Below are 19,380 nucleotides of genomic sequence, written 5' to 3' on the forward strand. Positions count from 1 at the left end.
ATCTCGTGAGGCCAGCATCATGCGCCGAATTCCAGTTCCATCTCCGCCGCCAGCGTGCCGTCCGGCGCCGCGGCCCAGGCGGCCATCCTGCCGCCCACCGGCGCCGCGCCGGCCAGCGTCACCGTCTGGCCGACGAAAAGCGGCCGCCGCAGCCGCGCGGTGAAGCCCAGCAGGGGCCCCGGCGCGCGCTTCAGCGCGGCATCGACGATCAGATGCATGGTCAGCCCGCCATTCTGCACCGTGGCGGGATAGCCCTCCGCATCGCGTGCGTAATCCGCATCGTAGTGGATGCGGTGGCTGTTCCAGGTGACGGCGGAGTAGCGGAAGACCAGTACGGGATCGAGCAGCACCGCATCCGACCAGGCCGCGCCGTCGGGCGCCGGCACGGGCGGCGTGCTGGCGCTTTGCGCACCGGGCGGCACGGCTTCGCGGTAGACCGCATCGAACTCATCCACCGCGAGGATCATGCCGCGTGCGGAAATGGTCTGCCGCATGGTCAGCACGACGATCTGCCCGGTGCGCGCCTGCTTCGGCTCGATCGCCGCCACCTCGATGGTTTTGGTTGCGGCATCGCCCACCTGCAGCGCGCCATGGATGCGCGTGCGGCGGCCGGCACCCATGCGGCGGGGCAAGGGGATCGGCGGCAGGAAGGCGCCGCGGCGCGGGTGCCCATCCGGCCCGATCTCGCTCTGTCGCGCGACATCGGCGAAGAACAGGCTGAACCAATGCGGCGGCAGGGCGCTGCCCGGGCCGAAGCTGTCCGGGTCCAGATCCAGCATGCCGGCGATGCGGCGCACGGCGGGCAGCGTGATCTCCTCCGCCACCACGCGGGAGCGGCCGATCCAGGCGCGCAGTTCCGGCATCGCGGCGGCGACGGCCTCGCTCATTGGGCGGACAGGTTCAGGCGGCGGATCATCGGCACCCAGAGATTGGCCTGCGCCAAGGCGCGATCCTCGGCCTGTTCGGGCGTGTTCGGCGGCGCCGGGTCGGCGCCGACGCGGGCGAAGGCGGTGCGCAATTCGGCCGAGGCCAGCGCCTCGTTCAGCGAACGGTTGAGCCGCAGGACGATCTCCGGCGGCGTGCCGGAATGCGCCATCAGGCCGAACAGGTTCAGCGCCTCATACCCCTGCACCACCTCGCCGATCGCCGGCACCTCCGGCCAGTTCGGCGAACGCCGCGGGCTGGTAACGCCGAGGGCGCGGATCGCCGGGTCCGCCTTCACCGGCTCCGCCTCCGGCAGCCCCACCAGCCGCGCCTGGACGCGGCCGGCGAGCAGATCCGTCATGCCCTGCGTGCTCTGCCGGTAGGGCACATGGGTCATCTCCAGCCCGGCCTTTTCGCTGAGCAGTTCCATCGAGAGATGCGTCGTCGCGCCGATGCCGGAGGAGGCGTAGTTCAGCTTCCCCGGATTGGCCCGCGCATGGGCGATGAACTCCGCCAGGTTGCGCGCCGGCACGCTGGCATGGACCAGCAGGATGTTCGGCGTGGTGGCGTAGAGCCCGATGGTCACCAAATCCCGCGCATGGGCGAAAGGCAGGTTCGGCCGCAGCGCCTGGTTGATCGCCTGGGTGTTCCGCGTGCCGACGAGGATGGTGTAGCCATCGGCCGGCGACCGCACCACGGCCTCCGCCGCCACCACGCCGGCGGCGCCCGGGCGGTTGTCCGGCGTTACCACCTGGCCGAGGTTGCGCGACATGGCATCGGCGACGATGCGCGCCACCACATCGGTCTGTCCGCCGCCGCCATAAGGAATCATCATGCGGATCGGCCGGTCCGGCCAGGCGGCGTGGGCCAGGCGCGGGGCGGCCAAGGGGGCGGCCAGCAGGCCAGCGGTCGCGCCCAGCAGGGCACGGCGGTGCAGCTTCGGCATCCGATTTCCTCCATCCGGTTTTGCCGCAGTCTAGACGCAGCCGGCGCCGCGTGGTGCATCGCATATGTGATGTTGGCGGAGGGCAGCCGTGCCACGCGAGGGCTTCGTGAAATCCGCACAGCGGACGCTGGAGGTGCTGGAGCTGTTCGCCGGCAGCCACCGCGCGGCGACGGTGGCGGAGGTGGCGCGCGACCTCGGCTATCCGCAATCCAGCACCTCCATCCTGCTCGCCGACCTCGCCCGCCTCGGCTACCTGGAACAGGATGCGGCCAGCCGCGCCTATCGGCCGACCCTGCGCGTCATGCTGCTGGGCGGCTGGATGCAGGACCGGCTGATCGGCGAGAGCAGCCTGCTGCGGCGGATGGAGACGCTGCGCACGCGCCACGACGTGACGGTGCTGATCGGCATGCAGGCCGGCGCCCGGGTGCGCTACATCCTGACGCTGCGCCGCCCCGCCGCCGGGCAGCATATGCGCGCCGGGATGACGCGCGCCATCGGCCGCGCCGCGGTGGGCAAGGCGCTGCTGACGCTGAAATCCGACGCCGAGGCGCAGCGTATCCTGCGCCGCGCCAATGCGGAGGAAGCCGAGGCCGCCCGCCGCATTGATGTGGCCACGGTGATCGAAAACCTGCGCCAGGGCCGGGCGCGTGGCTGGGTGGAAAGCGGCGGCGCCGTGGTGCCGGGGCAGAACGTGCTGGCCATGCCGCTGCCGCCGCTGCCGGACCACCCGCGCCTGGCCATCGGCCTGGGCACGACGGAGGCCGAGGTGGCGCGGCGGCGGGACAGCCTGGTGGCCGCGCTGCGGGAGGTCTGCGCGGCGCTGCAGCGGGAAGCCGGGCGCCGTGCCCCGGATCAGCCGGGCGGGAAGCCGTAGAGCCGCGCCGGCGTGTCCACCAGGATGCGCTGCCGCAGGGCCGCATCCGGCGTCCAGTCCAGGAACACCCCCAGCAGCCGCGCCGCATCCGGCCGGCCGCCATCCGGGCGCGGATGCGGCCAGTCCGTGCCCCAGACCAGCGCCTCCGGATTGGCGGCGACCAGCGCATCATGGAAGGGCTTCGCCTCGGCGTAATCCGGCCCCAGCGCGCCGAGGCGGTAGGTGCCGGAGAGCTTGGCGTGGTAGCGCCCCTCCGCCACGCCACGCCGCAGCGCCTGGAAGCCGGGATCGGCCACGCCATGGCTGTGATGCAGGCGGCCCATATGGTCGATCACGATCGGCACCGGCAGCTTCGCCAGCCGCGGCTCCAGCTCCGGCAGGTGCCGCGCATCGATCCAGAGTTGCAGGTGCCAGCCGAGCTCGGCCATCACCGGCATCAACGGCTCGATCTCGGCCAGCCGCACGCCGCCATGATAGGCGGCGGCGCCGTCGCGGCGGTATTCATTGGCGCGCAGCCCGCGGATGCCGTCGCGATGCATCGCGCGCAGCGTCTCCGCCGTGGCCTCCGCGCCCACCACGCCGACGCCACGCAGCCGCCCCGGCGCGCGCCGCAGCGCATCCAGGGTGCAGGCATTGTCGCGGTCATAGGCCGAGGGCTGGACGATGACGCCGCGCTCCAGCCCCAGCCGGTCGAGCAGCGCCAGGTAGTCCTCCAGCGTCTCATCCGCCGGCGTGTAGGATCGCGGCTCCGCATAGGGGAAGCGCGCGGCGGGGCCGAAGATGTGGCAGTGGCAGTCCGTCGCGCCCGCCGGGATCCCGGCCTTCATTCCGCGCGGATGCCGGCGGCCTGCGCGGCGATGCGCGAACGTTCCAGATCCGCCGCGATGAAGCGCGCGAAGCCGGCCGGGGTGGCCAGCGCGCCGGACGCCGTTTCCCCGCCCATGCCTGTCATGCGCGCCTGGAAGGCCGGCAGCTGCACGATGGCGGAGACGGCCTCGCCCAGCTTCTGCAGCGCCTCAGGCGGCGAGCCGCCGGTGGCCAGCAGGCCGACATAGGAGGCCGCGGTGAAGCCCGCCACGCCCTGTTCCGCCATGGTCGGCACATCCGGCAGCGCCGCCAGCCGCGCGGCGGCAGCGACGGCGACGATACGGGCCTTGCCGTCACGATGCAGCGGCAGCGCGGTGGAGAATTCGGTGAACAGCAGCGGGATGTTGCCGGCGACGAAATCCGGCACCGCCGCGCCGCCGCCCCGATAGGGCACGTGCAGCAGCTTGGCGCCGCTGGCGGCGATGAAGGCTTCCAGCGACAGATGCGTGGCACTCGCCACGCCCGCCGTGCCGACGCCCAGCGCATCCGGCTGGGCACGGGACGCGGCGACCACGTCGGCAACGCTGCGATAGGGCGAGGAGGCCTGCACCACCAGGCAATGCGGCACCTGCATCGCCATGCCGACCGGCGCGAAATCCTTCGCCGCATCATAGGGCAGCCGCGCCTGCACCACCGGGTTGACGCTGAGCGGGCCGTTGGAGCCGATCAGCAGCGTGTAGCCATCCGGCTGCGCGCGCGCCACGGCGGTGGCGCCGACGCTGCCGCCGGCACCGGGCCGGTTCTCCACCACCACGGGCTGGCCGAGGCGTTCCTGCAGCAGCGGCTGCATCAGCCGGGCGATGGTGTCCGCATTGCCGCCGGCGGCGAAGGGCACGATGACGCGCACCGGCCGGTCCGGCCAGGCGGCCAAGGCGGGCATGGCACGCAGCGCGGGCAGCGCGGCGGCGGCCGCCAGAAGGGCGCGGCGGTTCATGCGGCGGTTCATCATGACGCATCCTCGGGCTTTATTGTTGCACCCATCATGCCACCGGCCGGGGGATTGGCAAACCCGCCAATGGCGCCCCCTCTGGCTGGCCCCTCCCCGCCACGCTAGCGTGGCCCCAAGGTGGCGCCGCGCGGCGCCGGGTGGGGAAGGAGAGGTCCATGGGCAAGCGCATCGCCATCATCGGCGCCGGCGCGGTCGGCGGCTATGCCGGGGCGCATATGGTGCAGGCCGGGGAGGATGTGACCTTCGTCGATTTCTGGCCGGAGAATGTGGAGGCGATCCGCAACACGGGCCTGCGCATCACCCACCTGAAGGACGTGCCGGAGTTCACCGTGAAGGCCCGCGCGCTGCATGTGACGGAAGTGCAGGGCCTGTCGCGCGAACAGCCCTTCGACATCGTCTTCCTCTGCGTGAAATCCTACGACACCGCCTGGGCCACCATGCTGGCGCAGCCCTTCCTGGCGCCCACCGGCTTCGTCGTCAGCCTGCAGAACTGCATGAACGAGGAGACCATCGCCGGCCTCATCGGCTGGGGCCGCACGCTGGGCTGCATCGCCAGCTCCATCACGGTGGAGCTCGCCGCCCCGGGCCATGTGAAGCGCGCTTCCGGCAAGGGCGGCGCGGCGCACACCGTCTACCGGGTGGGGGAGGTGCATGGCCGCGTCACCGACCGGGCGCAGGAGGTGGCGCGGCTGACCGCGCTGTCCGACAGCACGCTGGTCACCGGCAATCTGTGGGGCGAGCGCTGGTCCAAGCTGGTGGCGAATGTGATGGGCAACGGCATGTCCGCCGTCACCGGCCTGGTGAGCCGGGAGGTGCTGCTGGACGACCGGCTGCGCGACTTCTCCGCCCGGCTGGGCAGCGAGGCGATCCGCCTCGGCCAGGCGCTGGGCTATGGGCTGGAGGAGATCCTGCATTTCGACCCGGAGATCATCGCCCGCGCCGGCGAGGGCGACCCGGAGGCCCGCGCCGCCTACGACCGCCAGCGCATCGCGGAGGCCACGAAGCCCGGCGGTGCCGCGCACCGCGCCTCCATGGGCCAGGATGTGATGAAGGGACGACGGACGGAGATCGACTATCTGAACGGCTTCATCGTCCGCCAGGCGGCGCCGCTCGGCCTGCCGACGCCGGCCAATGCGGCGCTGACGGCGCTGGTGCAGCAGGTGGAGAGGGGCGAGATCCAGCCCGACCCCGGCCATATCCACGCCCTGCGATTGAACTGAGCCGGGGCTGGCGCGTTCAGCCCGGTGGAGGAGGAGCAGCCATGCAGACCAGCGACCTTGAACGCACCGTGGAAGGCGCCCGCCGCGGCGCCCCCATCCGCGCCGCGCTGCGCAGCCTGTGGCGCCGGCGGCAGGAACCCGGCGAGACGGCGGCGGCCTGCCTGAAGGCGGGCCAGGACCCGGAACGCCGGCTGGAGCCGCTGCGCCGCCAGCCTCAATAGGCAAACGCGACGCCACCGCCGCCGCGCGGATCGGCGCCACCCGTCGGCACGCCATCCCGCAGCAGGATGGCGTGGGCGCGGCTCATCCCCGGGTCATAGGACAGCGGCGAATGCCGCACCGTGTGGCCGAGGGCGCGCAGCCCCGCCACCACATCCTCCTGCACCCGCGCCTCGCAGAAGACGGGGCCGGCCTCGCAATGGATGCGCGGGAAGGAGACCGCCTCCACCGCGCCCATGCCGAAATCGATGGCGTTGAGGATGGTGGTGAGCACCGCGGAGATGATGACGCTGCCGCCCGGCGCGCCGACGATCATCCAGGGCGCGTCGTCCTTGAAGACCAGGGTGGGCACCATGCCCGTGGTGCGCGCCTTGCCCGGCGCCATGCTGTTCGGCCGGCCGGGGCGCATGTCGAACAGCTTCATCGCATTGTTCCAGTTGAAGCCGAGCCCGGGCGTCACCACGCCGGACCCGGTGCCCAGCGTGTGCGTCAGCGACACGCAATTCCCCGCCGCATCCCAGGCCGAGACATGGGTGGTGCAGGAGGGCGGCGCCGCCGGGCGGTGCCCGGGCAGCCAGCCGGCGCGGATCTTCGCGGCCCAGTCGGCGGCGCGCGCCTTCGACATCATTTCCGCCACCGGCACCGGGTGGAATTCCGGGTCGGCCAGCATCGCCTCCCGGTCCTCATGCGCCGCGGCCATGGCGCGGGCGACCAGGTCGTAATGCCGCAGGCTGCCGGGGCGAACGGCCGAAAGATCGAAATTCTCCAGGATGTTCAGCATGGCGATCAGCACCGCGCCGGACCCGGGCGGGGGGTTGGAGGCGATGCGATGGCCGCGATAGCTGCCGATCACCGGCGCCTCCTCCCGCACCCGATAGGCGGCGAGATCCGCGGCGGTGACGAAGGCATCGTGCGCGGCAAAATCCTCGGCGATGCGGGCGGCGATGGCGCCCTGGTAGAAATCGGCGGCGCCCTTCTCCGCCAGGCGTTGCAGCGTGACGGCCATCTCCGGGTGGCGCAGCGTGTCGCCGACGCGGTGCAGCGCGCCCTGGGCGTCCAGGTACAGCGCGGCACAGGCGGGCGTCGTGGTCACGCGGCGCAGCCCGTCCGGCAGGCCCGGCTGCGGCGCGCGGGCCAGGAAGTCGTGGAAGAAGGGCGTCACCACCACGCCCTCCCGTGCCATGCGGATCGCCGGCTGCAGCAGATGCGCCCAGTCCCGCGTGCAGAACTGCGCGTGGACATGGGCCAGCCCCGCCACGGTGCCGGGCGTCATGATCGCGCCATAGCCGAGCTCCGCGCGGAAATCCTCGAACAGCGCATAGCCGGAAATCTCGGAGCGGCCCTGGCTGTCCGCCGCCCACATGTCGGCCCGCACGCCGGCGCCGGCGCGGGCGTGGAAATCCACCATGCCGTGGCGGCCTGCCCCTGCCTCGAAGAACTGCAGCGTGCCCATGCCGCCAAGGCCGCCCATGAAGGGGTCCTGCACCATCTGGCAGAAGGCGGTGGCGATCGCCGCATCGAAGGCATTGCCGCCGCCGCGCAGCACCGCCGCGCCGGCATCGGCCGCGCGCGGCTGCGGGCAGACCACCAGGCCCTTGATCCGTTCCATCCGGCGCACCCCCCCTGCCGCTTCGCGCGCAGCCTGCACCGCGCGCCGTCCGCGGGGAAGCGCGGCATGTTTTGACAGGACCTTTCGCGGCTGGTTTCATCGCGCCGAACCCGGAAAGGATCCCGTGATGCAGATCAGCCGCCGCGCCGCCCTCGCCGCCGCCGCCCTGCTGCCCGTCGCCGCCCAGGCGCAGCCGCGCTATCCGGACCGCCCGGTGCGCCTGGTGGTGCCCTTCGCCGCCGGCGGCATCATCGATGTCGTCGCCCGCCTGGTCTCGGAACCGCTGGGGCGGGAGTTGGGTCAGACCATCGTCATCGAGAACCTGCCCGGCGCCGGGTCCACCATCGGCGCGCGCGCCGTGGCGCGGGCGCGGCCGGATGGCCACACGCTGCTGCTGAACGGCGCGGCGCACCCCGTCATCCCGGCGCTGTACAAGGAAGCCGGCTTCGACAGCGTGGCGGATTTCACGCCGGTGGCGCTCGTCGGCGACCAGTCCTTCCTCGCCTGCGTGCATCCGGACGTGCCGGTCACGGATGTCGCCGGGCTGCTGGCCTGGCTGCGGGAGAAGCGCGGCCAGGCCACCTTCGCCACCACCGGCATCGGCGCCGCCTCCCACCTCGCGGGGGAGTTGCTGAAGACGCTGGCAGGGGTGGATTTCACCGTGGTGACCTATCGCGGCACGCCGGCCGCGGTGACGGACTTCATCGCCGGCCGCGTCGACATGATGATCGACAGCCAGACCCTGCTGGCCCCCTTCGTGCGCGACGGCAAGGCCCGCGCTTTGGCGGTGACCACCACGCGCCGCTCGCGGATGCTGCCCGTGCTCCCGACCTTCGAGGAAGCCGGCGTCGCGGGCTATCGCGCCTCCTCCTTCCAGGCGCTGTATGCGCCCGCCGGCACGCCGGCGCCGATCGTCGCCACGCTGTCGGCGGCCATGCTGAAGGTGCTGGCCGACCCCGCCGTGCAGCGCAGCTTCGCCGAGCGCGGCGTCGACACGATGCCGGGCGATGCCGCCGCCGCGCGCACCTTCCTGGCCGCGGAATCGGCGAAGTGGCTGCCCATCCTCGCGCGCAGCGGCGCGAGCGCCGGCTGATGACCCGCCTGGTCCTGATCGAGCCCTTCCGCGCCGTCTTCTACGCCCCCTACTACGTGGCGCTGGAAGGCGGCTGCTTCGCGCAGGAGGGCATCGAGATGGTGCTGGAGACCGCCGGCACGCCGGATGCCGCCGCCGGCCGCCTGCTGGACGGCACCGCGGATCTCGCCTGGAGCGGCCCGATGCGGCCGATGCTGGAACGCGCGCGCAACCCGGACAGCCCGCTGCGCAGCTTCGGCGCGGCGGTGATGCGCGACCCCTTCCTGCTGATGGGCATGGGCGCGCGGCCGGATTTCCGCCTGGCCGACCTCGCCACGCTGCGCGTCGCCATCCCGTCGGAGGTGCCGACGCCCTGGTGGTGCCTGAACCACGATCTGCGCCTGGCCGGCATCGACCCGGAGGCCTGCCCGGGCCATGTCCGCATGCCGATGCCGGAGGGCGCGGCGGCGCTGCTGGAAGGCCGCGTCGATGCGGTGATGCTGTTCGAACCCATGGCCGCGGCGCTGGAGGAAGCGGGCGCGAGCCAATGGTATGCGGCCGCCAGCCGCGGCCCCACCGCGTATTCCGCGCTCTATGCCACCACCACGCGCATCGCCGAACGGCACGCCGCCTTCACCGCCGTGGTGCGCGGCCTGGGCCGGGCCCTGGCCTGGCTGCAGACGGTGGAGGAGGCGGAGGTCTGCGCCCTGCTGGCGCCCCGCTTCGCGGATGTGGCGCCGCGCCACCTGGCGCGCGCCGTGGCGCGCTACCGCGGCCTCGGGCTGTGGGATGGCACGACCCATTTGCCGGCGCCGGCGCTGGACTGGCTGGCGGCGGCGATGGTCTCGGCCGGCGCCATGACCCACCACCCCGGCTACGAGTCCTGCATCGACCGCAGCCTGGACCTCGTCAACCCGCGGGGCTGAGCCGCTTCCCAAGCGGCCCCGGGTTGCGGAGAATGGCCGCAACCACGGAAACGGGCAGGATGCAGCGCGGCCAGGCACGGAACCTTCTTCTGGTCGCGCTGGGCGCGATGTTCCTGCAGCAGACCTTCGCGGCGCTGGGGCGCAACCTGATCTCCGTCATCGCCCCGGCCATCCTGGCGGATCTGGCGCTGGAGGCGGCCTGGCTCGGCGTCTATGTCGGCATCGGCGCAGCGGGCTCGCTGCTGTTCCAGCTGGGCTGCGGCAGCTTCATCATCCGCCACGGCGCGCTGCGCATCAGCCAGGTGGCGCTGGTGATGCTGGCGCTGGGGCTGCTGGTGGCGTGCTCCGGCTCGCTGCTCGCCTTCGCCATCTCGGCGCTGATCGGCGCCGGCGGCGCGGCGGTGTCCACGCCGGCCAGCTCGCACCTGCTGGGCCGCTATTCGCCGCCGCGCTACGCGCCGCTGGTGTTCTCCATCAAGCAGACGGCGGTGCCGGCCGGGCTGCTGCTGGGCGGGCTGCTGGGGCCGCTGCTGACCGGCTGGTGGGGCTGGCGCGGGGCGCTGCTGGCCGCGGCCGCCGCCTGCCTGCTGCTGGCGCTGCTGCTGCAGCCGCTGCGCGGCGAATTCGACGCCGACCGCGTGCCGTCCCGCCACTTCCGGCTGTCGGATTTCCACACCACGCTGACGGTGGTTCTGCGCGACCGGGACCTGTTCAACCTCGCTCTGGCCTGCTTCGTCTTCAACGGCGCGCAGACCGTCTTCATGTCCTACTTCGTGGTCTACCTGACCGCCCTGGGGCAGGACCTGGCGACGGCCGGGCTGGTGTTTTCCGCGGCGACGCTGATCGCCGTGCCGGGGCGCATCCTGTGGGGCTGGCTCGGCAGCGTGCTCACCAGCCCGCGCGTGGTGATGGGCGGGCTGGCGCTGGGCATGGCGGGCAGCTTTCTGCTCGCCAGCCTCTCCGGCCCCGCCTGGCCCCTGCTGCTGATCGCGGGCGTGGGCGTGGGCCTCAGCGCCACCGCCCTGTCCTGGAACGGCGTGCTGCTGGCGGAGGCGGCGCGGCTGGCGCCGGAGGGCATGCGCGGTGCGGCCACCGGCGGCGTGCTGTCCTTCGGCCAGCTCGGCGCGCTGCTGATGCCGCTGGCCTTCGCCGCCGCGCTGGCGATCAGCGGCGGCTATGCGGCGGGCTACCTGCTGTGTGCCGTGCCCTCGCTGGCCTGCGGGCTGCTGCTGCTGCTGCGCCGGCCGGCGAAGGGGTAGGCCCAGGCGCAGTTTCCGGCGGCTACCGCGCCGCCGCCTCCGCCTCCAGCTCCGCCACCTTGCGGCCGAATTTCTGCACCGCCTTGAAGCGGGACACCAGGTAGTCGCCGGACTTGATCGGTTCGTATTTCGGCGGGTTCTCCGGCGACTGGCAGGTCGGCAGGCAATGCACCGGCGCGTCGTAGTCCAGGTTGAAGAAGGTGGGAATGGAATAGCGTTCCTTCCCCATGCGGTTCACCACGCGGTGCAGGTTCGAGACATAGATGTCGTTCGTCCACACCTTGAACATGTCGCCCAGGTTGATCACGAAGGTGCCCGGCACGAAGGGCGCGCGCACCCATTCGCCGTCGCGCTTCTGCAGTTCCAGCCCGCCGATCGGGTCCTGCGTCAGCAGCGTGATCATGCCGTAGTCGGAATGCGGCGCCACGCCGAAGGCCTTGGCGTCCGTCACCGGCGGCGCCGGCGGGTAGTGGAACAGCCGCGTCTGCACCATGGGCTTCTGCATGTATTGCAGGAAGAAGCCCTCCGGCATGCCGAGGCTGAGCGCGAAGACGCGCAGCAGCCTTTTGCCCAGCGCCATGGTCTGGTCGAAATAGGCTTCAGCCGCCTGGCGCAGCCAGGGGTGTTCGGGTGGCCAGCGATTGGGCCCGTGCAGCGGCAGGCCGGCCACCACCGCCGGATCGTCCAGCGGCAGGTCCAGCGCGAATTCGTAGGATTCCTTGATGTCCGGCGCGTAGCCCGGGTGCTGGTTGATGCCCTGCGGCATGAAGCCCCGGCGGAAGCGGTCATCGATCTTCAGCCGCAGGCGTTCCTCCGCCGGCAGGTCGAAGTAGCGGCGCGTGGCGTCGAAGACATCGTCCACCACCGCCTGCGGCACGCCGTGGTTCTTCACGTAGAAGAAGCCGATGGTCTCGCAGGCCCGGCGCAGTTCCGCCGCCAGCGGCGCCAGATCGCCGCCCTGGTTCAGCGGCGTCAGGTCGAGGATCGGCATTTCCTCCGCCGTCGCGGCGCGCGGCATGTCACCCCCCGTCGCGGAGCGCGGTATCTCACCGGTCATGTCCATGATTCCCTTGCTCATGCCCCCATCACCCGGTCGGTGCTGCTGGCCATCCAGAAGACGACACGGCGCTGCACGGCGTTCACCGCCAGGTGCAGCCCGATCCCCATCAGCGACAGGATGATGAGGATGGCGAAGACGCCCGCCATGTCGAGGTTGAAGTTGCGCTGCAGGATCAGGTAGCCGAGGCCCGCCTGCGAGCCGACGAATTCCCCGACGATGGCGCCGATGACCGACAGCACGATGGCGACATCCAGGCCGACGAAGACATAGGGCAGCGCCTGCGGCAGCCGCGCCATGCGGAACACCTGCCAGCGGCTGGCGGTGAAGGCCACCATCAGCTCCACCTGCTCGCGCGGGATGGCGCGCAGCCCGACGATGGTGTTGGCCAGCACCGGGAAGAAGGCGATGGTCGCGGTGATGACGACCTTGGATTCCATGCCGTAGCCGAACCAGATCACGATGATCGGCGCGATGGCCACCTTGGGCAGGGTCTGGAAGGCGACGATGTAGGGGTAGACGGTGCGCTCCATCAGCGGGAACAGCCCGACCAGCACGCCGAGCACGAAGCCCGCGCCGGCGCCGAAGACGAAGCCCAGCAGCACCTCGGCGAAGGTCACCCAGAAATGCGTCACCAGCTCGCCGCTCGCCAGCCCGGCATACATGGCGACCGCGACGGCGGAGGGCGCGGGCACGACGATGGCCGGCACCTCCAGCAGCACGCAGGCGGCTTCCCAGCCCAGCACGAAGACCACGAACAGCAGGATGGACAGCAGCAGCTCAAGCCGCCCGCGCGGGATGGTCATGCGTCGAGCGCCCCCAGCGACTGGAAATGCGCGCGGATGGCGGCGACATAGGCGCCGAAGCCGGCGGAATTGATCATCGACAGGTCGCGCGGCCGTGGCAGGTCCACCTCGATCACCTCCGTAATCCGCCCCGGGCGCGGCGACATGACGATGACGCGGTCGGCCAGGAACACCGCCTCCGGGATGGAATGGGTCACCAGCATCACCGTCTTGCGTGCCTCGCCCCAGATGCGCAGCAGTTCCAGGTTCATCGCTTCCCGCGTCATGGCGTCCAGCGCGCCGAAGGGCTCGTCCATCAGCAGCAGCGCCGGGTCGTGCACCAGGGCGCGGGTGATGCCGACGCGCTGCTGCATGCCGCCGGACAGCTCGTTGGGGTATTTGTCGGCGAAGCCGGCCAGGCCCACCATCTCCAGCAGCGCCCGGGCGCGCGGGGTGTGCGCCTTGCGGTCCAGGCGCTGGATGTCGATCGGCAGCAGCACGTTCTGCAGCACGTTGCGCCAGGGCAGCAGCACCGGCGCCTGGAACACCACGCCGACATCGCGCGACGGCCCGTCGATCTCGCGCCCCGCCAGCGTCACCTGGCCGGAGGACCGGCGCAGGATGCCGGCCAGGATCTTCAGCAGCGTCGATTTGCCGCAGCCGCTGGGGCCCACGACGGTGACGAACTCGCCCTGCCGCAGGGTGAAGGAGACATCCTGCAGCGCCACCACCGGCGCGCCGGACTGGGTCGGGTAGATCTTGTTCAGGCCGCGCGCGGCGATCAGCGGCGCGGCCTGGACCAGGGCGGCGGTGCCGTCCGCCATGCTCAGGTGGCCGGGCAGGCGGCCGCCAGGGCGCGCGTCGCCGCCGCGTCGAAGTTGTTGATCTTCGTGTAGAAGTCGGGGATGCTGACCATATAGGTGGCGGGGTCGATGCTGCGCTGGATCAGCCCGGCCTCCTGCATGAAGGTCTGGATGCGGCCATAGGCTTCCGGCGTCGCCCGGCCCCAGAGCTGCCCGCCATTCATCGCATGCGCCGCGTGCATGGAGCCGAGCTGTGCTTCCAGGTTGTTCAGGTCCCACTGCGCCAGCGTCGCCTCATCGGCGCCGGTCGGGCGGGTGGAGGGCCAGCGCGCCCAGTGCAGGCGGCGCTGGCAATCCGGGCTGGCCATGACGAATTCGGTGGCACGCGCGCAGCCGCGGGCAATCGCCTCCACCATCGCCGGATCGGCCTCGATGGTCTTCTGCAGGGTGGAGAAGGTGAAGTCCGGGTAGCTCTGCCAATCCTCGCCGCGCAGGTGGCGCAGCTTCAGGCCGGCATTCTGGAAGCCGGCCTGGGCGGAGGCCCAGTACAGCAGCGCCTGCACGCGGTTGTTGCGCAGCGCCTCGATCGGCGGCGCACCCAGGCCCACCGGCACCAGCCGCACATCGCTGTCCGGGTTCATGCCGGCGGCGCGCAGGTAGGACCGCAGGAAGGCGATGCCGCCGGTCGCCAGGCTGAACACGCCGATGGTCTTGCCCTTCAGGTCGGCGACGGTCTTCACCGGCCCATCCTCCAGCACGCTCAGCGACCAGTCGATGACACCGTTGTTCATCACCGCGCGGACCGGGATGTTGTTCTGGACGTTGGCCTGGATCACCACGCTGGAATTGAGCTGGGCGAATTCCGCATTGCCGGCGACCATCTGCTGCAGCGCCTGCAGGGAGGCGCCGACCGGCAGCACCTCCACCGCATAGCCGGCCTCCTGCCACCAGCCCAGCGCCACGGGCAGGGTCAGCCAGGGATAGGCCAGGTTCAGGTTGGTGGTGCCGACGGCGATGCGCACGCGCTTCAGACCGCCCTGCGCATGCGCGCCGCGCGTGGTGGCCGCCAGGCCGAACAGCGCCGGCAGCGCCAGCGCGCCGCGGCGGGAGATTCCGATGGTGCTCATGGCGTCCTGTCCCTGCCTTGCAGCAGGGCACAGCCTGCCGCATTTGTCATCACAATTGCCGCGGCCACCGCGCCTGCGGCCGGCCTGCCGCGACGGGCTTGCATGGTGCGTGCCAGTCGCGTCTCCTCCGCCTCGACAGCCATGGATGCACGGATGCCCCTCGACCTCAACCGCCTGATCGACCGGATGCCGAAGGCGGAGCTGCACATGCATCTGGAAGGCTCGCTGGAGCCGGAGCTGCTGTTCGCGCTGGCGCGCCGCAACGGCGTCGAGATCGGCTTCGACTCGGAAGAGGCGCTGCGCGCCGCCTACAGCTTCACGAAGCTCCAGGATTTCCTGGACATCTTCTATGCCGGGCTGCGCGTGCTGCGGACGGAACGCGACTTCCACGAGATGACCCTGGCCTATCTGCGCCGCGTCCGGCAGGACAATGTCCTGCATGCGGAGGTCTTCATCTCCCCCCAGGCGCATACCCGCCGCGGCATCCCCTTCGAGGCGATGTTCGAGGGCGTCGATTCCGCGCTGCGCCAGGCGGAGCGGGATCTCGGCATGACCGCGGGCCTGATCCTCGGCTTCCAGCGGCAGTTCGACGAATCGGATGCCTTCGACGTGGTGCGCCAAGCGAAGCCCTACGCGGATCGGTTCGTCGGCTTCGGCATGGGCGGGCCGGAACTGGGCAACCCGCCGGCGAAATTCGCCCGCGTCTTCGCCGCCTGCCGCGCCGCCGGCCACAAGGTGGTGGCCCATGCCGGGGAGGAAGGGCCGGCGCAATTCGTCTGCGACGCGGTGGACCTGCTGAAGCTGGACCGCGTGGACCATGGCGTGCGCTGCGCCGATGATCCGGAGCTGGTGAAGCGCCTGGCCGGGGAAGGCGTGCCGCTGACGGTCTGCCCCTGCTCCAACATCAAGCTGCGGGTCTTCGACCGGATGCAGGACCACAACCTGGCGACGCTGCTGCGCGCCGGGGTGAAGGTGACCATCAACTCCGACGACCCTTCCTATTTCGGGGGCTACATGAACGAGAATTTCCGCCAGGCCGCAACGGCGCTGGACCTGACGGAGGCGGAGCTCTACCGCCTGGCGCGCAACGGCATGGAAGCCGCCTTCGTCACCCCGGCCCGCCGCGCCGAGCTTCTCGCCGCGCTGGACGGCGCCTGGCGGGACGAGACCGGGGGGCTGCCGGCATGACGCTGCGCCCCTCCATCGCCGTCTGGGACTACGACCGCACCCGCCCGCTGCTGGATGGCCGCGTGACCGTGGAAGGCTGCGCGCCGACCTGGCTGCACGACATGCCGATCGAGACGATGTTCGCCCGCGCCCTGGGGCAGTCCGAATTCGACGTCTCGGAACTGTCCTTCAGCAACTTCATGGCGCTGACGGCGCGCGGCGCCTGCGACTATGTCGGCCTGCCGATCTTCCCCAGCCGCAGCTTCCGCCACGGCGCCTGGTTCGTGAACCCGGCCAGCGGCATCACCCGGCCGGAGGATCTGCGCGGCAAGCGGATCGGCGTGCGGGAGTATTCGATGACCGCCGCCGTTGTGGCGCGCGGCCTGCTGGCGGATGAGCATGGCGTGGCCGCCGGCGACGTCACCTGGGTGATGGGCGATGTGGAGGAGGTGGAGCGCAGCTCCATCCCCCTGCCCTCGCTGCCCGGCATCACGGTGGAGGCGTCGGACGGGCTGCTGCTGCCGATGCTGCTGGACGGGCGGATCGACGCGCTGCTGGCCTACAAGCCGCCCAAGCTGTTCCAGAAGGGCGATGCCCGCATCGCCCGCCTGTTCCCGGACTACGAGGCGCGGGAGCGCGACTATGCCCACCGCACCGGCATCTTCCCGGTGATGCACCTGATGGGCATCCGCCGCAGCCTGGCGGAGGCCGAGCCCTGGCTGCCGATGTCGCTGATCGCCGCCTTCACCGCGGCGAAGGACCTGGCGCTGTCGGACCTCGCCATCGTCCAGGCGCTGAAGGTGGCGCTGCCCTGGACGACGGCGGAGCTGGAGCGCACGCGGGCGGCGCTGGGCGAGGATTACTGGCCCTACGGCATCGCCCGCAACCGCAAGGCGCTGTCCGCGCTGGCCCGCTGGCACCATGCGCAGGGCCTGTCGCCGCGCGAATTGACGGTGGAGGAGCTGTTCTTCCGCACAACGCTCGGGAGTTGAGGCCCCCGGGCGCCGGGCGCGGCCTCCGGCCGCTTGGCTCGCCGCATCAGCGGCGGGCCGCGTTGGCGGCCTCGGCGGGCTGTGCCCGCCGCAGGTCGGACCTGCGTGGGCCTGGTTGCGGGATGGAGGAGGGTCACCAACCCGTTCAGCGCCGCGCCGGCGCCAGGGCCAGCAGCAGCCCTTCGGCGGCGAAGGCCAGGGCCGCCGTCGCCGCGGCGCCCTGCAGCACCAGAAGCTGGTTCTGGTTCTGCAGGCCGAGGACGATGGGCGTGCCGAGCGTCGCCGCGCCGGCCAGCGCGCCGACCGCGGCCGTCGCCACGCCCAGCACCAGCGCCACGCGCAGCCCGTCCAGCACCAGCGGCCAGGCCAGCGGCAGCTCCACCGCCCGCAGCGCCCCCGCGGGCGTGTAGCCCAGCGCGATGGCGGCCTGCCGCGCCTCCGGCGGCACCGCCTCCAGTGCCGCGACGGTGGCGCGCAGCACGGGCATGATGCCGTAGAGCAGCAGCGCCAGGATGGTCGGGCCCCAGCCGAAGCCCATCGCCGGCACCGCCAGCGCCACGGCGACCACCGGCGGCACCGCCTGGGCGCCGGCGGCGAAGGCATCCGCCGCCGGGCGCAGCGGCCGCCCGGCCTCGCGCGTCACCAGCACGCCCAGCGCCAGGCCCAGCAGCGCCGCCGGCACGACCCCGGCCAGCGCCAGCCCGGCATGGCCAGCCGCCAGGCCCAGCAGCCGCCCGGCCGGGAAGCCGCCGAAGCCGGCCGGCACCAGCGCCACCGCGGCCAGCGCCGCGGCCAGCAGCAGCGGCGCGAAGCGGGCGGCCAGCGCCCTCATCGGCCCTGCGCCAGCACCGCTTCGAGGCGCAGGGACCCGTCCTGCTCCTCCAGCCCCAGCACGTTGCAGCCGGTCTCCGCCATGCAGGACAGCGCATCGGCCAGCGTCGCGCCCGGCGGCAGGCGGGGCGCATCGGGTGGCGCGGGGGCGTCCTCCCACGCCGCGCTGGCCGGCAGCAGGGACAGGCGGCGCAGCCCGGGCTGGCCGCCGCCGAGCAGTTCGCGGGCGAAGGGCGCGGCATCGGGGGCGACCAGCGCGGCCGGCGCACCCTCCGCCACCACCTGCCCGTCGCGCAGCACCACCACCTGGGTGGCGAGTTCCAGCGCCTCCTCCGGGTCATGCGTGACCAGCAGGATGGTCTTGCCGGTATCGGCATGGATGCGGCGCAGCTCGGCGCGCAATTCCCGCCGGGTCAGCGGGTCCACCGCGCCAAAGGGCTCGTCCATCAGCAGGATATCGGGGTCCGCCGCCAGCGCCCGCGCCAGGCCGACGCGCTGCGCCTGGCCGCCGGAAAGCTCGGCCGGGCGGCGCTCGGCCAGTTCCGGGTCCAGCCGCACCAGGGCCAGCAATGCCGTCACCCGGGCGGCGATCCGCGGCCTGTCCCAGCCCAGCAGCAGCGGCACGGTGGCGATGTTCTCCGCCACGGAGCGGTGCGGGAACAGGCCGGTGGACTGCATCACATAGCCGATCGAACGCCGCAGCAGCGCCGGATTCTCCCCGGCCACGTCGCGGCCGCGCACCAGCACCCGGCCGCCCGCGGGCTCCACCAGCCGGTTCACCAGCCGCATCAGCGTGGATTTGCCGGACCCCGAGGGGCCGACCAGGGTGCAGAGAACGCCGGCCTCCACCGCCAGGCTCACCGTCTCCAGCGCCACCACCGCGCCGAAGCGGACGGAGACCTGCTCGAAGCGGATCATGCATTGTCTCCCAGCCGGTGTTCCAGGGCGCGGGTCGCGGCATCGGCCAGCAGCGCCAGCAGGATGACGGGCAGCGCGCCCAGCAGCATCAGGTCGGTGGCGAATTGCGCCAGCCCCTCGAACACCAGGGCGCCGAGGCCGCCCGCGCCCACTAGGCCGCCCAGCGTCACCAGCCCGATCGCCTGCACCACCGCCACCCGCAGCCCGCCGGCGAAGACCGGCATGGCCAGCGGCAGGCGCACCTGCCGCGTGATGCCGCCCTCCGTCATGCCCATGGCCCGGGCGGCGGCCACCGCGGCCGGATCGGCGGAGACGAGCCCCCCCAGCACCGCGCGCCACAGCGGCAGCGCCAGGTACAAGGCGGTGGCGAGCACCGCCGGCGCCGGTCCGATGGCGCCCAGCCCCAGCCCGCGCAGCGCCGGCAGCGCGGCCAGCAGGGCGGACAGCGCCGGGATCAAGGCGGCGAACAGCGCCAGCGCCGGCACCACCTGCACCGCGCCGAGCGTGGCGCCCACCGGCCCCGCCGCCGCGTTGCGCCGGAAGCTCAGCCAGGCCAGCGGCACCGCGATGACCAGGGCCAGGGCCAGCGCCGCGGCGGCCAGCGCCAGATGGCGCAGCAGCGCCGCCTCCACCGCCGCCTGCCGTGCCCGGAATTCGACGACGAGGGAGAGCGATTCGAACAGCCCGTCCCGCCACAGCAGCGCCAGGACCGCGAGCGCCAGCGCCGCCAGCAGCAGCCGCCAGGCCCGCGCCAGCCCGGCTGCCCGCGCCGCGCACAGGCCCAGCGCGGCCACCACCGCCAGCCAGAAGCCGCCGCCGAGGCCGGCCCGCGCCG

Annotated in this window: 20 protein-coding genes; 8 read left to right on the forward strand and 12 right to left on the reverse strand. The window is 72.4% G+C overall.

Going from position 1 to position 19,380, the window contains the following annotated elements; all coding sequences use genetic code 11:
* Window positions 1-17: 17 nt before the first annotated feature.
* Together HEQ75_RS21900 and HEQ75_RS21905 are read right to left on the reverse strand one after the other, a co-directional pair.
* Complete coding sequence (locus HEQ75_RS21900; protein ID WP_168034257.1) at window positions 18-887, reverse strand: MaoC family dehydratase N-terminal domain-containing protein; 870 nt, start codon at window positions 885-887, stop codon at window positions 18-20.
* Window positions 884-1,870, reverse strand: coding sequence for a Bug family tripartite tricarboxylate transporter substrate binding protein (locus HEQ75_RS21905; RefSeq protein WP_168034258.1), 987 nt, complete (start codon window positions 1,868-1,870; stop codon window positions 884-886). The genes HEQ75_RS21900 and HEQ75_RS21905 overlap by 4 nt, the downstream gene beginning before the upstream one ends.
* A gap of 88 nt (window positions 1,871-1,958) precedes the next feature.
* On the opposite strand from HEQ75_RS21905, the gene HEQ75_RS21910 reads away from it, so the two are divergent.
* The gene (locus HEQ75_RS21910; RefSeq protein ID WP_168034259.1) at window positions 1,959-2,744 is read left to right on the forward strand and encodes an IclR family transcriptional regulator; all 786 of its coding nucleotides are present in this window, start codon (window positions 1,959-1,961) and stop codon (window positions 2,742-2,744) included.
* Here the strand turns inward: HEQ75_RS21910 and HEQ75_RS21915 are convergent.
* Both HEQ75_RS21915 and HEQ75_RS21920 read right to left on the reverse strand, forming a co-directional pair.
* A complete protein-coding gene (locus tag HEQ75_RS21915; RefSeq protein WP_168034260.1) occupies window positions 2,723-3,571 on the reverse strand; it encodes an amidohydrolase family protein in 849 nt (282 codons plus the stop codon). The genes HEQ75_RS21910 and HEQ75_RS21915 overlap by 22 nt on opposite strands.
* On the reverse strand, window positions 3,568-4,557 hold the full coding sequence (locus HEQ75_RS21920) for a Bug family tripartite tricarboxylate transporter substrate binding protein (RefSeq protein ID WP_168034275.1): 990 nt from the start codon (window positions 4,555-4,557) through the stop codon (window positions 3,568-3,570). The genes HEQ75_RS21915 and HEQ75_RS21920 overlap by 4 nt, the downstream gene beginning before the upstream one ends.
* Window positions 4,558-4,715: 158 nt before the next feature.
* On the opposite strand from HEQ75_RS21920, the gene HEQ75_RS21925 reads away from it, so the two are divergent.
* Both HEQ75_RS21925 and HEQ75_RS21930 read left to right on the forward strand, forming a co-directional pair.
* Complete coding sequence (locus tag HEQ75_RS21925) at window positions 4,716-5,780, forward strand: ketopantoate reductase family protein (protein WP_168034261.1); 1,065 nt, start codon at window positions 4,716-4,718, stop codon at window positions 5,778-5,780.
* 41 nt (window positions 5,781-5,821) lie between these two features.
* Window positions 5,822-6,001, forward strand: coding sequence for a hypothetical protein (locus tag HEQ75_RS21930; protein ID WP_168034262.1), 180 nt, complete (start codon window positions 5,822-5,824; stop codon window positions 5,999-6,001).
* On the opposite strand, the gene ggt is transcribed toward HEQ75_RS21930, so the two are convergent.
* Window positions 5,995-7,608 carry a gamma-glutamyltransferase gene (ggt, locus tag HEQ75_RS21935; protein WP_168034263.1) on the reverse strand — a complete coding sequence of 538 codons (1,614 nt, stop codon included), beginning with the start codon at window positions 7,606-7,608 and terminating at the stop codon, window positions 5,995-5,997. The two genes, HEQ75_RS21930 and ggt, sit on opposite strands and share 7 nt — an antisense overlap.
* Window positions 7,609-7,735: 127 nt before the next feature.
* Here ggt and HEQ75_RS21940 point away from each other — a divergent pair, with 127 nt between their 5' ends.
* From HEQ75_RS21940 to HEQ75_RS21950, 3 genes are read left to right on the forward strand one after another with little or no spacing between them, the layout of a single operon-like run.
* Complete coding sequence (locus HEQ75_RS21940) at window positions 7,736-8,701, forward strand: tripartite tricarboxylate transporter substrate-binding protein (protein WP_168034264.1); 966 nt, start codon at window positions 7,736-7,738, stop codon at window positions 8,699-8,701.
* Window positions 8,701-9,606 carry an ABC transporter substrate-binding protein gene (locus HEQ75_RS21945; protein WP_168034265.1) on the forward strand — a complete coding sequence of 302 codons (906 nt, stop codon included), beginning with the start codon at window positions 8,701-8,703 and terminating at the stop codon, window positions 9,604-9,606. The genes HEQ75_RS21940 and HEQ75_RS21945 overlap by 1 nt, the downstream gene beginning before the upstream one ends.
* A 59-nt stretch (window positions 9,607-9,665) precedes the next feature.
* Window positions 9,666-10,865, forward strand: coding sequence for an MFS transporter (locus HEQ75_RS21950; protein ID WP_168034266.1), 1,200 nt, complete (start codon window positions 9,666-9,668; stop codon window positions 10,863-10,865).
* 22 nt (window positions 10,866-10,887) lie between these two features.
* Here HEQ75_RS21950 and HEQ75_RS21955 read toward each other — a convergent pair whose 3' ends face one another.
* From HEQ75_RS21955 to HEQ75_RS21970, 4 genes are read right to left on the reverse strand one after another with little or no spacing between them, the layout of a single operon-like run.
* Entirely contained in the window at window positions 10,888-11,943 is a 1,056-nt protein-coding gene (locus HEQ75_RS21955; RefSeq protein WP_235962042.1) for an isopenicillin N synthase family dioxygenase, read from the reverse strand.
* The gene (locus HEQ75_RS21960) at window positions 11,940-12,728 is read right to left on the reverse strand and encodes an ABC transporter permease (protein ID WP_168034267.1); all 789 of its coding nucleotides are present in this window, start codon (window positions 12,726-12,728) and stop codon (window positions 11,940-11,942) included. The genes HEQ75_RS21955 and HEQ75_RS21960 overlap by 4 nt, the downstream gene beginning before the upstream one ends.
* The gene (locus tag HEQ75_RS21965) at window positions 12,725-13,531 is read right to left on the reverse strand and encodes an ABC transporter ATP-binding protein (RefSeq protein ID WP_168034268.1); all 807 of its coding nucleotides are present in this window, start codon (window positions 13,529-13,531) and stop codon (window positions 12,725-12,727) included. Before HEQ75_RS21965 ends, HEQ75_RS21960 begins: the two co-directional genes overlap by 4 nt.
* A gap of 2 nt (window positions 13,532-13,533) precedes the next feature.
* The gene (locus HEQ75_RS21970; RefSeq protein ID WP_168034269.1) at window positions 13,534-14,637 is read right to left on the reverse strand and encodes an ABC transporter substrate-binding protein; all 1,104 of its coding nucleotides are present in this window, start codon (window positions 14,635-14,637) and stop codon (window positions 13,534-13,536) included.
* A gap of 153 nt (window positions 14,638-14,790) precedes the next feature.
* Between HEQ75_RS21970 and HEQ75_RS21975 the strand changes: the two genes are divergently transcribed.
* Window positions 14,791-15,825 carry an adenosine deaminase gene (locus HEQ75_RS21975; protein ID WP_168034270.1) on the forward strand — a complete coding sequence of 345 codons (1,035 nt, stop codon included), beginning with the start codon at window positions 14,791-14,793 and terminating at the stop codon, window positions 15,823-15,825.
* A complete protein-coding gene (locus tag HEQ75_RS21980) occupies window positions 15,822-16,796 on the forward strand; it encodes a substrate-binding domain-containing protein (RefSeq protein WP_168034271.1) in 975 nt (324 codons plus the stop codon). Before HEQ75_RS21975 ends, HEQ75_RS21980 begins: the two co-directional genes overlap by 4 nt.
* Window positions 16,797-16,941: 145 nt before the next feature.
* Here HEQ75_RS21980 and HEQ75_RS21985 read toward each other — a convergent pair whose 3' ends face one another.
* The 3 genes from HEQ75_RS21985 to HEQ75_RS21995 all read right to left on the reverse strand — a co-directional run.
* Entirely contained in the window at window positions 16,942-17,628 is a 687-nt protein-coding gene (locus HEQ75_RS21985) for an ABC transporter permease subunit (RefSeq protein ID WP_168034272.1), read from the reverse strand.
* Entirely contained in the window at window positions 17,625-18,545 is a 921-nt protein-coding gene (locus tag HEQ75_RS21990) for an ATP-binding cassette domain-containing protein (RefSeq protein ID WP_168034273.1), read from the reverse strand. Before HEQ75_RS21990 ends, HEQ75_RS21985 begins: the two co-directional genes overlap by 4 nt.
* The coding region (locus HEQ75_RS21995; RefSeq protein ID WP_168034274.1) for an ABC transporter permease subunit at window positions 18,542-19,380 on the reverse strand (839 nt) is incomplete at its 5' end. The genes HEQ75_RS21990 and HEQ75_RS21995, both read right to left, overlap by 4 nt.

Origin of the sequence: Falsiroseomonas selenitidurans, assembly GCF_012103215.1 — a bacterium.
Classification (GTDB): domain Bacteria; phylum Pseudomonadota; class Alphaproteobacteria; order Acetobacterales; family Acetobacteraceae; genus Falsiroseomonas; species Falsiroseomonas selenitidurans.

Bases quoted from the DNA above. Each gene is read 5' to 3' on its own strand.
- HEQ75_RS21900 (WP_168034257.1), bottom strand. From the start codon at position 887: ATGAGCGAGGCCGTCGCCGCCGCGATGCCGGAACTGCGCGCCTGGATC.
- HEQ75_RS21905 (WP_168034258.1), bottom strand. From the start codon at position 1,870: ATGCCGAAGCTGCACCGCCGTGCCCTGCTGGGCGCGACCGCTGGCCTG.
- HEQ75_RS21915 (WP_168034260.1), bottom strand. From the start codon at position 3,571: ATGAAGGCCGGGATCCCGGCGGGCGCGACGGACTGCCACTGCCACATC.
- HEQ75_RS21920 (WP_168034275.1), bottom strand. From the start codon at position 4,557: ATGAACCGCCGCATGAACCGCCGCGCCCTTCTGGCGGCCGCCGCCGCG.
- HEQ75_RS21925 (WP_168034261.1), top strand. From the start codon at position 4,716: ATGGGCAAGCGCATCGCCATCATCGGCGCCGGCGCGGTCGGCGGCTAT.
- HEQ75_RS21930 (WP_168034262.1), top strand. From the start codon at position 5,822: ATGCAGACCAGCGACCTTGAACGCACCGTGGAAGGCGCCCGCCGCGGC.
- ggt (WP_168034263.1), bottom strand. From the start codon at position 7,608: ATGGAACGGATCAAGGGCCTGGTGGTCTGCCCGCAGCCGCGCGCGGCC.
- HEQ75_RS21940 (WP_168034264.1), top strand. From the start codon at position 7,736: ATGCAGATCAGCCGCCGCGCCGCCCTCGCCGCCGCCGCCCTGCTGCCC.
- HEQ75_RS21945 (WP_168034265.1), top strand. From the start codon at position 8,701: ATGACCCGCCTGGTCCTGATCGAGCCCTTCCGCGCCGTCTTCTACGCC.
- HEQ75_RS21950 (WP_168034266.1), top strand. From the start codon at position 9,666: ATGCAGCGCGGCCAGGCACGGAACCTTCTTCTGGTCGCGCTGGGCGCG.
- HEQ75_RS21955 (WP_235962042.1), bottom strand. From the start codon at position 11,943: ATGAGCAAGGGAATCATGGACATGACCGGTGAGATACCGCGCTCCGCG.
- HEQ75_RS21960 (WP_168034267.1), bottom strand. From the start codon at position 12,728: ATGACCATCCCGCGCGGGCGGCTTGAGCTGCTGCTGTCCATCCTGCTG.
- HEQ75_RS21965 (WP_168034268.1), bottom strand. From the start codon at position 13,531: ATGGCGGACGGCACCGCCGCCCTGGTCCAGGCCGCGCCGCTGATCGCC.
- HEQ75_RS21970 (WP_168034269.1), bottom strand. From the start codon at position 14,637: ATGAGCACCATCGGAATCTCCCGCCGCGGCGCGCTGGCGCTGCCGGCG.
- HEQ75_RS21975 (WP_168034270.1), top strand. From the start codon at position 14,791: ATGCCCCTCGACCTCAACCGCCTGATCGACCGGATGCCGAAGGCGGAG.
- HEQ75_RS21980 (WP_168034271.1), top strand. From the start codon at position 15,822: ATGACGCTGCGCCCCTCCATCGCCGTCTGGGACTACGACCGCACCCGC.
- HEQ75_RS21985 (WP_168034272.1), bottom strand. From the start codon at position 17,628: ATGAGGGCGCTGGCCGCCCGCTTCGCGCCGCTGCTGCTGGCCGCGGCG.
- HEQ75_RS21990 (WP_168034273.1), bottom strand. From the start codon at position 18,545: ATGATCCGCTTCGAGCAGGTCTCCGTCCGCTTCGGCGCGGTGGTGGCG.